Annotated in this window: 13 protein-coding genes and 1 pseudogene; 4 read left to right on the top strand and 10 right to left on the bottom strand. The window is 67.6% G+C overall.

What is annotated here, in order from left to right; genetic code table 11:
• The first annotated feature begins 26 nt into the window (after positions 1–26).
• From MVA01S_RS09020 to MVA01S_RS09010, 3 genes and pseudogenes are all read left to right on the top strand, one after another.
• Positions 27–653 (top strand): TetR/AcrR family transcriptional regulator, encoded by a 627-nt coding sequence (locus MVA01S_RS09020; protein ID WP_040540097.1) that lies wholly within the window; start codon positions 27–29, stop codon positions 651–653.
• Between the two features lie 167 nt (positions 654–820).
• Positions 821–1,063: pseudogene (locus MVA01S_RS30315) on the top strand (phosphotransferase); the annotation flags it as partial.
• Between the two features lie 13 nt (positions 1,064–1,076).
• On the top strand, positions 1,077–1,454 hold the full coding sequence (locus MVA01S_RS09010) for a hypothetical protein (RefSeq protein WP_003928804.1): 378 nt from the start codon (positions 1,077–1,079) through the stop codon (positions 1,452–1,454).
• Here the strand turns inward: MVA01S_RS09010 and MVA01S_RS09005 are convergent.
• The 8 genes from MVA01S_RS09005 to MVA01S_RS08970 all read right to left on the bottom strand — a co-directional run bounded on the left by MVA01S_RS09005 (position 1,424) and on the right by MVA01S_RS08970 (position 9,978).
• Positions 1,424–2,617 (bottom strand): acyl-CoA dehydrogenase family protein, encoded by a 1,194-nt coding sequence (locus MVA01S_RS09005; RefSeq protein ID WP_003928805.1) that lies wholly within the window; start codon positions 2,615–2,617, stop codon positions 1,424–1,426. The two genes, MVA01S_RS09010 and MVA01S_RS09005, sit on opposite strands and share 31 nt — an antisense overlap.
• Positions 2,618–2,620: 3 nt before the next feature.
• Entirely contained in the window at positions 2,621–3,661 is a 1,041-nt protein-coding gene (locus MVA01S_RS09000; protein ID WP_003928806.1) for an acyl-CoA dehydrogenase family protein, read from the bottom strand.
• A 2-nt stretch (positions 3,662–3,663) separates the two neighbouring features.
• Positions 3,664–4,551 (bottom strand): amidohydrolase family protein, encoded by an 888-nt coding sequence (locus MVA01S_RS08995; protein ID WP_435405963.1) that lies wholly within the window; start codon positions 4,549–4,551, stop codon positions 3,664–3,666.
• Positions 4,500–6,125, bottom strand: coding sequence for an acyl-CoA synthetase (locus MVA01S_RS08990; RefSeq protein WP_003928808.1), 1,626 nt, complete (start codon positions 6,123–6,125; stop codon positions 4,500–4,502). Before MVA01S_RS08990 ends, MVA01S_RS08995 begins: the two co-directional genes overlap by 52 nt.
• A gap of 2 nt (positions 6,126–6,127) precedes the next feature.
• On the bottom strand, positions 6,128–7,378 hold the full coding sequence (locus tag MVA01S_RS08985) for an amidohydrolase family protein (protein ID WP_003928809.1): 1,251 nt from the start codon (positions 7,376–7,378) through the stop codon (positions 6,128–6,130).
• A complete protein-coding gene (locus MVA01S_RS08980) occupies positions 7,375–8,214 on the bottom strand; it encodes an enoyl-CoA hydratase (protein ID WP_040540212.1) in 840 nt (279 codons plus the stop codon). The genes MVA01S_RS08985 and MVA01S_RS08980 overlap by 4 nt, the downstream gene beginning before the upstream one ends.
• A gap of 172 nt (positions 8,215–8,386) precedes the next feature.
• On the bottom strand, positions 8,387–9,184 hold the full coding sequence (locus tag MVA01S_RS08975; protein WP_003928811.1) for an SDR family NAD(P)-dependent oxidoreductase: 798 nt from the start codon (positions 9,182–9,184) through the stop codon (positions 8,387–8,389).
• 32 nt (positions 9,185–9,216) lie between these two features.
• Complete coding sequence (locus tag MVA01S_RS08970; RefSeq protein WP_003928812.1) at positions 9,217–9,978, bottom strand: crotonase/enoyl-CoA hydratase family protein; 762 nt, start codon at positions 9,976–9,978, stop codon at positions 9,217–9,219.
• A gap of 255 nt (positions 9,979–10,233) precedes the next feature.
• Here MVA01S_RS08970 and MVA01S_RS08965 point away from each other — a divergent pair, with 255 nt between their 5' ends.
• Entirely contained in the window at positions 10,234–10,992 is a 759-nt protein-coding gene (locus tag MVA01S_RS08965) for a TetR/AcrR family transcriptional regulator (protein ID WP_003928813.1), read from the top strand.
• A gap of 107 nt (positions 10,993–11,099) precedes the next feature.
• Here the strand turns inward: MVA01S_RS08965 and MVA01S_RS08960 are convergent, their stop codons facing one another.
• Both MVA01S_RS08960 and MVA01S_RS08955 read right to left on the bottom strand, forming a co-directional pair.
• A complete protein-coding gene (locus MVA01S_RS08960; RefSeq protein ID WP_003928814.1) occupies positions 11,100–12,275 on the bottom strand; it encodes a thiolase family protein in 1,176 nt (391 codons plus the stop codon).
• 77 nt (positions 12,276–12,352) lie between these two features.
• Positions 12,353–12,984: enoyl-CoA hydratase/isomerase family protein (locus MVA01S_RS08955; RefSeq protein WP_169801750.1), on the bottom strand; the 632-nt coding region annotated here is incomplete at its 5' end.

The following is a 12,984-nucleotide window of genomic DNA, read 5'->3' as shown; positions in this document are numbered from 1 at the left end:
CGCGCCGTCGTGGCACGATCGACGTCATGACGTCGTCACGGATTCGCCGGTGGGGTGAGGCCAGGGCGCAACTCGACGACGACGTCGCCCGCAACCTCCTGCTGGACGCCGCGGAACGGTGTGTCATCCGCTGCGGGGGAACTCAGATCCGGATGACCGAGGTGGCCGACGAAGCGGGGGTGGCACGCTCGACGGCCTACCGCTATTACCCGAACCGCGATGAGGTACTGCTGGCCTTGGTGCTGCGACGCATCGAGCGCGCCCACGGTCGCTGGTTGGGCGCGCTGCGCCGGCCGACCGATGCGGCGGCCAGCATCCGCCAACTGGTTCTCAATCCGGTCGCCGCCGTGGATGACGGAGATCCCGTCAACCTCGCCTTGTATGCCGGCGACAGTTCGGCGCTCGCGCCGGTGCTCGAACACGGCGCGGAGGCCATCGCCGCGGTGCTGGCTGAGCAGCTCGGTCCGCTGTTCGCGCAGTGGAAGACCGACGGACAGATTCACGCCGATCTCGATCTGGTCGAGACGGTCCAGTGGATGTCGGCCACCACGTCGTTCCTGCTGACCGCGCAATGGCGGCACCGGCCCCTGTCGGCGAAGCGCCGATTCGTGGACCGCTATCTCGTCCGAGCGCTCGTCGTCGATTCCCACTGACCGCATCTCCGGCGCTCCCGTAATCGGACGTTCCTATCAAAATGCCCTATCTCGGCACCAAAGCTTCCCGTTGCGTTCATAATTCAGGCGGTCATGCCGACACCATCGGCCGGACGATCCGAGAGTCGCGGTGGCGCGAGCAAGGAGAAGCATGGGCTATTCGGCCGCCGACGAGTCGTTCCACGCTGGTGCACGGTGATGCCAAGCCGGGCAACTTCGCCTTCACCGACGGGCAGGTGAGCGCGGTCTTCGACCGGGAGATGACCACGGTCGGTGATCCGCTGACCGATATCGGCCGGCTCACCGGGGTCGGACTGACCGAGCTCGGCATCGACGAAAAGCTCGACGACGGACCGGCTCTGCCCAGCCAGGAGCGCATCGACGCGATCCTGTCGGCCGGGCAGCAGTAGCGAAGGAGACACGATGTCACGTTCCACCACGATCCAGCGTGGGATCGGTGCCACCATGGCCGTGTTCGGTGCGCTGGCCACCGCCGCCCCCGACCGCTTCACGCAGGGTCCGGTCACCGCGCACAGCGAGAACCTGACACGGATGTGGGCGCTTCGTGAGGTTGCGCTGGGGGCGATCCTGATGGCCACCAGCGCCACCCCGGCCCGACGACCGGTGCTGCTGGCTCTGACGGGTCTGGCAGCGGCCGAATGCGTCGTCAACGCCGGCGCGGCCGCGCTGAGCCCGTCGCAGCGCGTGGCGTCGGTGGCCGGTGCCGCGACGTTCGGCGCCGCGGGGGCCTACGCGTGGGCGACGGCCCGTCAGGATGCTTTCCGGGCCGGCGGCGAGTAGTTCGGCTTGCCCAGGCCCAGCACGTACTGGGCGATCATGTTGCGGAACACCTCCAGCGTGCCGCCGTAGATACCGACGAGCGGAGCGAACCGGTACACGTACTCCGCGGCGCCGTCGTCGGCGGCACCGTCGGTGCCCAGCGGCAGCGCCGACGCCGCCCCCATGATGTCCATCAAATCGGGTGAGATGTCACGCATGGTCTGGGCCAGCGCGACACGGCCGAAGATGCTCGGCGCCGACAGGGACGCCTCCAGGCGGGCGACACTGCGACCCAGCCGGTAGGCGACGGCGCCGTCATCGATCAACCTGCCGCCGTTGGGATCTGCGACGGTCGACTTCTGCGCGGCCTTGTCGACCGCGCCGGCCATGAACATGGCCTGGTGCATCATGATGGACACGTCGGCCAGTCCGTCGTCCGCGGCGGCGACGTCGCCGTGCTCGGCGTTGAGTGGTTCGCGGACCACCGTCCACCCGCCGTTGACCTCGCCCAGTCGGTAGCGGTCGTCGATCCGCACATCGCTGTAGTAGACGATGTTGGTACGGTCGCCGTCGACGGTGCGGATGCCCTGGATCTCGATGCCGGCGGTGTCCAGCGGCACCAGGAACATGGTGAGGCTCTTGTGTTTCGGCGCGCTCGGATCGGTGTTGGTGATCAGGAAGACGTACTGGCAGTTGTGGGCACCGGTGGTGAACATCTTGGAACCGTTGATCACCCACTGGTCGCCGTCACGCACGGCGCGGGTCTTGCACGTCGCGACGTCGGAGCCGCCCTCGGGTTCGGTGTAGCCCAGGCACAGCCGCACATGCCCGCTGTAGACCCGCGGCAGCACTTCGGCTTTGAGCTCGGGCGACCCGAACTTCTCCACCGACTTGGTGATCATCGCCGTGGTCCCCGACGTCACCCACGGCACGTGCGCGCGACGCTTCTCCAGCTCCCAGATCCTGCGCTCCACCCGAGTGAAGGGGCGCTCGGTGGCCGGGTTCCAGTCACGGTCGAGGTAACCGGCGGCCCCGAGCGCCAGATGCACACCCTCGTCGAAGTTGTCACCGGTCTCACGGTCGCGCCGGATGACGTCCTCGGTGACGATCTCACGCAGAAACGACCGTACCTCGTCCTGGAACTTCTGCTCGTCCTCGGTCAGGTCCACCCGTGAGAAATCCATTGTCTAGCTCCGTCCTTCGCGTTCGGCCACAATCCGGGCGAGGTATTTGGCGACCGCCCCCGGGTCTCCCCCGGCGACCGCCCAGCCCCTGGCCCGCACCAGGTAGGCCGTCGCCGCGGCCTCCGCTGACACGCCGAGCCCGCCCTGGACATGGACGGCCATGGTGGCGGCCTTGGCGGCCTCCTCGGCCATGAACACGAACACCGACGGCGCCAGCTCACGGCGCTCGTCGGGTTCGTTGTCGAAGAACCAGGCGGCCCGCCTCGCGAGGTTACGGCCGGACTGCACCGTGATCGCGATGTTCGCCAGCGGGTGCGAGATCGCCTGCAGTGTGGAGATCGGCACGCCCAGCGTGTAGCGGGTCTTGGCGAACTCGGCGGCGATCGTCATGGTCTCCTCGACGAGGCCGACCAAGGCGGCGCCGGTCAGCAGGCGCCATTCGTCGAGCGCACGTTGGTATTCGGCCAGTGCCCCGCTGCCACTGCCCAGCACGGTACGACTGTCCGCGGCCGCGGGATCCACCCACGCCATCGGCAGCTTTCCGATGTTGTCGACCCGCGCGGGCCGCGTCGAAAAGCTCAGCCGGACCACGTCGTCACCGTCGCGGACCACGAGGTGGTCGGCGACCGACCCCGCCGGGATCAGCCTGACCCCGGATCCGTTGTCCTGCTGGGGGTCCAGGGCCACGATCTGACGACCGTCGACGATCTCGGTGTCGACACCGCCCAGACGCGCCAGCAGCCGGGCCGCGCAGACGTGGTCGATCCACGGTACCGGCGCCAGGGACCGGCCGATCTCCTCGGCCACCAACGTCAGGTCCACGAGCGTGGCGCCGTCGCCACCGACGGATTCGGGCAGCGCCATCGTCGTCGCGCCCATCGCGCACAACCGTTCCCAGAGGTTCTTGTCGAAGCCGGACTCCTCGGCTGCGCGCACCGTCTCGATGGTGCAGCGGGTCGCGAAGAAATCCTTGTAGGCGGCCTGCAGGGCCTGATGGTCCTCGGACAGGCTGTAGTCCAGCCTGCGCAGCTCGTACCGGTCCACGGTCAGGTCTCCTGTTCTGGGGTGCCGAAGAAGAACTCGGCGGCGTTGTTGTACAGGTAGTTGTCGAGCACGTCTGCCGGCAGATCGAGAGCGAGCGCCTCGGGCACCACGCGGCTCTGCTTGAGCACCGGCCAGTCCGAGGCGAAGATCACCTTGTTCTTTCCGCGGGTGCGCATGAAGTGCAACAGGCTGTCGGGCAGGCGCTTCGGCGACCACGCCGACGTCATGATCCGCAGGTTCGGGTACTTGATCAGCAGCCGGATCGCGACGTCCCACCAAGGGTCGGCACCGTGGATCATGCACAGCTTCAGTTCGGGGAAGCGCACGCACACCCGGTCCAGGTGGATCGGGTTCTGCACCTCACCCGGGATCGGCGGACCCGGCAGGCCGGTGTTGACGCACAGCGGGAGTCCGAGTTCGGCACATTTGGTGTAGAGCGGGTAGTACACCGCGTCGCTGGGCGGGTACATCCCGTCGCCCCAGAAGCTCGGCCCCACAGCGGTGTACGCCACCGGTAGGTCGGCGACGACGGACGAGAGCTCGCGCAACGACGGCATCGGCCGCAACAGATTGACCCCGCCGATCGCCAGCGCGAACTTGTCGGGGCGCTCCTCGACGAACTTTCGGGCCGTGACCGACGGCTTGACCAGGTTGTCCATCAGGATGGCCTTCTCCACCCCGTGCTCGGCCATCTCGTCGAGCAGTGCGGGCAGTTCGACCTGGTCGTACAGCGACTTCGGACCCTTGAAGTAGTCGTCGCGCACCTTGAGCATGAACTCGGGTTGTCTGGCCGTCTCACCGAAGTGCACGTTGACCAGGCAGTCGAGCACTCGTCGCGTCACGGCCGAGTTCCCGCCTGGTTGCGTTGTGTCACTTGGCTCTTCGCCCATCGGTAGTCGGCCTTTCCGTTCCCCAGCCGTCGCACGTTGTCGACGAAGAGGATCTCTTTCGGGGCTTTGAAACGGGCCAGCGCCGAGGTGCACGCGTCCCGCAGAGCCGAGGGGTCGACGTCGGTGTCCGGTTGTTTCTGGATCAGCGCGACGACCTCCTGCCCCCAACGCTCACTGTCGCGGCCCACCACCAACGCGTCGACCACGCCGGGCTGCGCGCGCAGCACCTCCTCGACCTCCTCGACGAACACCTTCTCCCCGCCGGTGTTGACGACCAGCGAGTCGCGCCCGTACAGGCGCAGGGTGCCGTCGGCCTCCAGTGACGCACGGTCCCCGGAGATCACCACGCGCCGTCCGTCGACCTCCGGGAAGGTGCGTCGGGTTCCTTCGGCGTCGTCGAAGTATCCCAACGGGATTCGGCCGCTGCGCGCCACCCAACCGACCTCTTCGGCGCCCGGTTCGAGGAACCCGGTGCGGTCCTCGGACAGCAGCACCACCCCGTCGCGTCGCTCGAAGGTGTCCTTGCGGTCGTCGCGCTGGCTACGGCCGAACGCCATGTTCCCGGTCTCCGAGGAGCCGTAACCGTTGATCAGCGTGATCTGCGGAAGGAGTTCGAGCAGCGCGTCCTGATGGCGCTGGTTGGTCGCTGCTCCTCCGGTGCCGATCGCGAACAGGGACGACAGATCGTAGGGGTGACGGCGCAGTTCGTCGATCAGTGGTCCTGCGTAGGCATCGCCGACCATGGTCATCAGGCCCACCTTCTCCCGCTCCGCGGTGGCCAGCACTGCCGCGGGGTCGAGTGTCGGCTTGTCGTAGAGGATCACGGTCTGGCCGTTGAGCAGCCCGGCGAACGCGGTCCACATGCCTGCGGCGTGCATCAGCGGGGACACCGCGAACCACGGCGGCCCGGCGTGCCGCACCTTGTCGTGGATCTCGCTGACCGACTCGTGGTCGGCGCCGTTCATCGAGATCACGTAGGTGTCGGACTGCCGCCACATCACGCCTTTGGGCCGGCCCGTCGTCCCGCCGGTGCAGATCATCATCACGTCGTCCGGCGACGGTGTCACCGGACGGCCGGGCTCATCCCGGGCCAGCACGTCGTCGAGGTCGACCGCCCCGGTCAGTTCCGGTGCCCCGCTGCCGTCGTCGACGGAGATCATCAGATCGATGCCCTCGCGGGGCAGCACGTCGGCGAACTTCGCGCCGAGCGACCGGTGGACGATGACCGCCCGCGGCCGCAGGTACCTCAGCAGCTCGTCGACCTCGCGCGGTGTGTAGTTGAAGTTCACGTTGACGGGCACGGCACGTGCCTTCAGCGCGCCGATCACCATGTCCGGGTACAGGTCGTTGTGCATGATCAGCGCCACCCGGTCCTGCCCGCACTCCCAGCCCTGCAGCGCTTCCCGTTCCCGGTGCGCACCGATTCCGTTGGCGGTCAGGAAGTTCGCCAGCCGGCGGGTGCGTTCGGCGGTCTGCGCATAGGTGCTTCTGCGGTTTCCGCACACCGTCATCAACCGGTCCGGTACCGCGTCGGCGATGGCGTCGACAACCGCGCCGATGGTCCACTCGCCCACGGTCAGGCCGGGCTGATGTGTGCGCCGAGAAGGGTGAGTGCGTTGTCCCGCATGACTTTTCGGGTGTCCTCGGCGCTGAACTCCGGGAACTGCGGAATGTCGGCGGTGAATGCCATCGGATCCGCCAGCCCTTCACCGTGCGGCCAGTCCGAGCCGAACAAAATCTTGTCCACCCCGATGGTCTCGGCGAGCAGCTTGACATCGTCCTCGTAGTACGGCGCGATCCAGACGTTGTTCCTGAGCTGTTCGACCGGGTCTTCCTTGTAGTGGTACGGCGCGGTATTGGCCGACTTCTTGAGCCGTTTGATCAGGCGGTAGACGAAATAGGAGCCGTTCTCGATGCTCGCCACCTTGAGCTTGGGATGGCGGGTGAACACCTGGTGCACGATCATCGAGGCCATCGCGTCGTGGATGGCACGGTCGTCGAGCAGCACCTGGTCGAGCGGGTCCTTCTTCCCGAACCCCTCGAACGTCGCCTTGCCGCCCCACAGCGCCGCGATCGCGAGGTAGCCGCTGTCGGAAAGATGGAACACCACCGGAACACCGGCCTCGGCCAGCCGCGCCCACACCGGATCGTGGACCGGGTCACCCAGCGAGCGGGGCTTGACCACACCCGGGACCGGCGCCGGGCGGACACAGACGATCTTGGCGCCGCGGCTCAACACGAACTCGACCTCGTCGACGGCCTTGGCCGGGTCGGCCAGCGAGATGATCGGCGCCGACAGGAAGCGGTGGTCGGGGCGGTCGAAACCCCAGTCCTCGTCGAGCCACAGGTTGAACGCGTGCACCGAGGCCATGGTGGCGTCGATGTCGTGCTTGAGCGCTTCCTCCACCCCGCAGGCGAACGTCGGCAGCATGAACACCGTCTCGAGGTTCTGGTTGTCGAGGATCTTCACCCGCGCATCGCGATTCTGATACTCGGGGTGATCGCCGAGTCGGTCGACCTTCATCAGCGACGCCGGGTCGACACCCTCCGGGATCTCGCCGCGGAACAGAAGATCCAGGCATCCCGGCTCGATGATCGGATCGAACGTCGGGTTCGGGATGAAGTGGTTGACGACGCCACCCATGACCGCGAACGTGCGCTTACCCTCGGTCAGCATCTGCACACCCCGGCGCTTGAACTCCTTGGGCAGATGCCGGGTGAACGAGTCGATCGGCTCGTAGTAGTGGTTGTCGACGTCGATCGCCTGGTAGTCAAGGGGCTTGGGTGCAGGCGCAGTCCGCTGCGCTTCCTGCTGCGGGGCTGTCATGGCGTCTCCTCCTTGAGCGGTGGGAAGCGGGGCGGTCTCTTCTCGAAGAAGGCGGTGATGCCTTCGATGAAATCGGGGCGACGCATCGACTCGTGCATCAGTTTCTCCGCTTCGGCGCTCGCGTCGTGCAGGTTTCGCGAAGCATCGCGGTACAGCTGGCTTTTCATCACCGCCAGCGAGCTCGGAGCGCAGTTCCGCGCGATGTCCTCCGCGTAGGCCAGCGTGTGCGCCATCAGCTCCTCGGGCGCCACGACGTCCTTGACCAGGCCGAGTTCCCTGGCCTCCTCGGCGTAGAACGTGCGACCGGACAGCAGAAGATCCGTCGCGGCGCCCCAGCCGGCCAGCCGGGGCAGGATCCAGGAGATGCCGTACTCGGCGATCAGGCCGCGCCGACTGAACGCGGTGGTGAACTTGGCGCCCGCTGCGGCGAACCGGACGTCGCACATCAGCGCCTGCGTCAGACCGATGCCCGCGCACGCACCGTTGATCGCGGCGATCAACGGCTTGCGCATCCCCGTGACGAAGTGGGGATGACGTTCGCCGACCAGCTGGGACACGTCCGTGTCGCCCGACGACTCGGAGGCCCCGCGGATCGCGTCGAGATCACCCATGTCGGCGCCGGCACAGAACGCCCGGCCCTTTCCGGTGAGCACGATGACGCGGACGTCCGGGTCGGCCTCGGCGCGGTCGAGGCAACGGTAGAACGCGCCGGCGAGCCCGCCGCCCCAGGCGTTCATGCGCTCGGGCCGGTTGAGGGTCAGCACCGCGACACCGCTGTCACCACGTTCGAACAGGACCGGATCGGTGCTGTCGGCGGTGCGATCGACAGCGCTCACCGACATACCTCCCCAGCTCGACAGATGCTCATACTGTACACCTATCGGTAGCGGCTTCCGCAAGGTCCGGACACCCCCGCGCACCGACGGTCACCGGAGGGTGGTCAGAGCTCCGAAAACCATTGCACACCAGGCCTTCACCCCGAATCGGGCGACCGCTGTCGCCGCGTTCTCAGGTGAAGTCGCTACCGCCGTCGACGTTGATGTTGGCACCGGTCATGTACGAGTTGCGCCGAGACGCCAGAAACGCGACCACCGGCCCGATCTCGCTCGGCATCCCGGCCCGCGGCAGGTGCGCCGGATGGCCGAAGTGTTCGTCGATGGCAGCCATCAGCGCGTACGGGTCGGTGCCGTCCACACCGACCGAATCGGCCCAGCCGACCAGCGCCTCGGACGCGATGCTGCCGGGTGAGACCACGTTGACCAGAATCTCGTCGCGTGCCAGCAGCAGCGACAGGTTCTTCGAGATGCTGGTGACCATCGCCTTGGCCGCGGTGTACGCCGGCAGGATCACGCTCTGGCGCTGAGTCGAGTGGGCGGAGAAGTTCACGATGCGCGCCCACTCGGCCGCGCGCAGCAACGGCAACGCCGCGCGTACGCAGTGCACCATGCCCATCGCGCCCTCGTCGACGGCCTGACGCCAGTCAGCGTCGGTCAGCTCGTCGAAGGTGCCGCGCACCGACGGCCCGACGGCGTTGACCAGAATGTTCAGCTCGCCGTTCCAGCGCCGGCCCAGCTCGGCGAAAGCGCTTCGGACCGCGGCGTCGTCGCCGATGTCGGCCACCACCGCGACGGCGTCCGGGCTGCCGCGGTCACGCAGTTGGGCGGCGGCGGCCTCGAGCACGCTCCGGGTACGTCCGATCAGCGCAACGCGTGCGCCGTCGTCGGCGAAACAGTGCGCCGCGGCCAGACCCATGCCGCGGCCGCCGCCGACGACGACCGCGGTGGCGCCGCGCAGGCCCAGGTCCATTCAGAAGCACCCGTGCAGCCGCACCGACCCGCTCAGGTCCCCGTCCAGTTCGGCTTGCGCTTCTCGGCGAACGCCGTCGCGCCCTCCATCGCGTCCTTGGACGAGAAGACCGGGAAGACGATCTCGCCCTGCTTCTTCCACATCTCGGCCTCGCTCCAGTCCGCCGACTTCACGATGACCTCCTTGGTCACCGCGACCGCAAGCGGGCCGTTGGCGGTGATCCGCTCGGCGAGCGCCAGCGCGCCGTCGAGTGCCTCGCCCGGTTCGGTCAGCACGTTGACGAAGCCCCACTGCGACGCCTCCTCGGCGGTGAAGCTGTCGCCGGTCAGCGCGAGCTCGAGGGCCTTCTGGTACGGGATGCGCTTCTGCAGCCGCAGCAGTCCACCGCCGGCCGCCACCAGACCGCGCTTGACCTCGGGGATGCCGAACTTCGCGTTCTTGGCGGCCACGATCAGATCGGTCGCCAGCACGATCTCGGTGCCACCGGCCAGCGCGTAGCCCTCGACGGCGGCGATCACCGGCTTGCGCGGCGGGCGCTCGGTGAAGCCGATCCCGCGGCCCTCGATGGCCGGCACCTCACCGGCCATGAACGCCTTCAGGTCCATACCGGCACAGAAGTTTCCGCCGGCGCCGGTGATGATCGCCACCGACAGCTCCGGGGTGGCGTCGAGTTCGTCCATCGCATCGGCCAGCCCCTGCGCCACCGCCAGGTTGAAGGCGTTGCGCGCCTCCGGACGGTTGATGGTGATGATCAGCACCCGGTCCCGGCGTTCCAGAAGAACTTCGTCAGCCACTTGTCGCCCTTCGCCTTTCGCGCGGGGTTGTCCCCGCATATCGCTGGAAAACCTTACTATAGGACTTACAGTAGAAGGGCGGAACGGGCGCGCGACGTTCCGGCCGCGGCGCAGGCGGTAAGGTCGCTGCACACGGCGGTGCGGTCCCCTGGCGGCAAAGGCGCAGGCCAGCCTACCCACCGCCGACTGGTACGACCACCACCCCGGCCCGGGGAGCTGCTCCGTGCAGCATTGAAGCGATGGAGGTGCCCGACAGTGGCCAAGCAGGCGACCGCGGAGAAGCGTCAACGACGCGAGCGCGGATCCATCAATCCCGACGACATCATCAAGGGCGCCTTCGAACTCGCCGAACAGGTCGGCATCGACAACCTGAGCATGCCGCTGCTGGGTAAGCACCTCGGCGTCGGCGTCACGAGCATCTACTGGTACTTCCGCAAGAAGGACGATCTGCTCAACGCGATGACTGATCGTGCGCTGCGGCAGTACGCGTTCGCGACGCCGTACGTGGAGGCCAAGGACTGGCGTGAGACGCTGGCCAACCATGCCCGGTCGATGCGGCAGACGTTCAACGGCAACCCCATTCTGTGCGATCTGATCCTCATCCGCTCGGCGCTGAGCCCGCGGGCCGCGAAGCTCGGTGTGCAGGAGGTGGAGAAAGCGATCAGCAGCCTGGTCGAAGCCGGTCTGTCACCCGAAGAGGCCTTCGACACCTATTCGGCGATGTCGGTCCACGTCCGCGGTTCGGTGGTGCTGCAGCGTCTCCGCGAGAAGAACCTCGCCGGCGAGGACAGCCACGGAGACATCGACGACACGATGACGATCGATCCGGCCACCGCCCCACTGCTGGCCGCGGTGACCCAGCAGGGCCACCACCTCAGCGCGTCCGACGACCGCAACTTCGAGTTCGGACTGACGTGCATCCTCGACCACGCCGAGCGGCTCATCGAGCAGAACGCCAAGCCGGCCCGCAAGCCGGCGAAAGCGTCGAAGGCCACCGCCGCCCGCAAGCGCTGAGCCCACTCGCCGGGCCCACCTCGCACCCACTTCTCGCCGAACGTGCATTCCACGCGGTCTTTTCGCGTGATTCCGCGCGCGGAATGCACGTTCGGCGCAAGTAAGTGTCAGACCTCGATGACGACGCCGCCGCCCTGGCCGCCGCCGGCGCACATCGCGGCCACCCCGATACCGCCGCCGCGGCGCTGCAGCTCGTAGATCAGCGTGGTGATCATCCGGGCGCCCGACGCCGCGATCGGATGCCCGAGGCTGCAGCCGCTGCCGGAGAAGTTGACCAGTTCCTCGTCGATGCCGTACTCACGGACCGCGGCGATCGGCACGGACGCGAACGCCTCGTTGATCTCCCACAGCGTCACGTCGGACGGCTTGAGGCCGGCCTTGTCCAGCACCCGGCCGATCACCTTGACACCGCCCAGACCCGTGTCGCGCGGGGCCACGCCCACCGCACCCCACGCCCGGACCTTGGCCATCACGGTCAGGTTGTTGGCGGCCGCGTAGTCGGCCTCGACCAGCGCCACACCGGCCGCCGCGTCGTTGGTGCCGCTGCTGTTGCCCGCGGTGATCGAGAAGCCCTCGATCTCGGGGTGCAGCACCTTCAGGCCGGCCAGTTTCTCGACCGTGGTGTCGCGGCGCGGGTGCTCGTCGACGCTGAAGTCGATCACCGAACCGTCGAACTGCTCGACCTTCAGCGGCACGATCTCGTCGAGGAACTTGCCGGCATCCTGAGCCGCCACAGCGCGCTGGTGGGACCGCGCGGCCCAGGCGTCCATGTCCTCACGGGTGATACCCGCGGCCTGCGCGGTGTTCCAGCCGACGGTGATCGACATGTCCTTGGCCGGGGCATCCGGGGTCTCGACGTGCGTGGGCGGCATCCACCGCTCCTCGAACTTCAGCTCGGGGCCGGGGATGCGCCAATTGGTCAGCGGGGTCATCGACAGCGACTGCACACCGCCGGCGATCATCACCCGCTCCATGCCGCAGCCGATCTGCGCCGCGGCGTTGCCGATCGCGGTCAGGCTTCCGGCGCAGTGCCGGTTCACCGACTGCCCCGGCACGTGCTGCAGGCCCACGGCGTCCGCCGCGTACCGCGCGAGATCACCGCCGCCGTAATGGGATTCGGCGAAGATGATGTCGTCGATGTCGGCCGGATCGACTCCCGAGCGGCGGACGACCTCGGGCAGCACCGTGGTGATCAGCGTCTCGGGCGGGGTGTTGACGAGTGTGCCCTTGAACGAGCGGCCGATGGCCGTCCTGGCAGCACCGACGATGACGGGTGTTGGCATGCTCTGACCTCGGTTTCGTTACAGAAAGACGTTACAAAACTAACAGATACTGTAGCCCTGAACACGCGTGAGACGAGTCACTCCGGCTCAGGGACGAAGAAGTGCTCGTCACGCAGCCGGAACGCCTCCCTCGTGCCGTGCCGGGCGCGGGTCTTGACGAAGTTGAACTCACCGTCGGCGAACTGCAGGTTCGTCCCGTACGCGTGGAACAGGTAACTTGCGACCTCTTCACCCTGGTAGGCCTGGCTCTGCTCGACCAGGCGGAACGCCTCCTTGGCGATGACGACACCGTCGGCGGGCATCTTCGCGGCCTTCTCGGCCCAGTACCGCGCCCGCGCCGGCACCGATGCGGCGTCGCAGGTGTCGGTGAAGACGCCCAGGTGCTCGACCTCTGACGCCCTGATCACGTCCCCGGTCAGCAGCAGCCGCCTGGCCAGCACCGGACCCAGACGGTGGAAGAACATGTGCAGGCTGCCCAGCGCCGGACCCAGAAACCGGGTGGCCGGCATCCCGATCCTGGTATCGCGGGCGATCACCGAGATGTCGGTCATCAACGCCATCTCGAAGCCACCGCCGAGCGCATACCCGCTGATCTCGCCGACCGTGACCTTCGGAAAGCCCATCAGATTGTGGTAGAAGCCGAACGACTTGCGGTCCACCGTCAACCGGCGCCGCTGGCTGGGCCGCCGCGAGCGCTCATCACCTGATT

The sequence above is a fragment of the Mycolicibacterium vaccae NBRC 14118 = CIP 105934 genome, assembly GCF_001552715.1.
GTDB classification, from domain to species: domain Bacteria; phylum Actinomycetota; class Actinomycetes; order Mycobacteriales; family Mycobacteriaceae; genus Mycobacterium; species Mycobacterium vaccae.
This window is presented reverse-complemented; position numbering and strand designations above follow the sequence as displayed.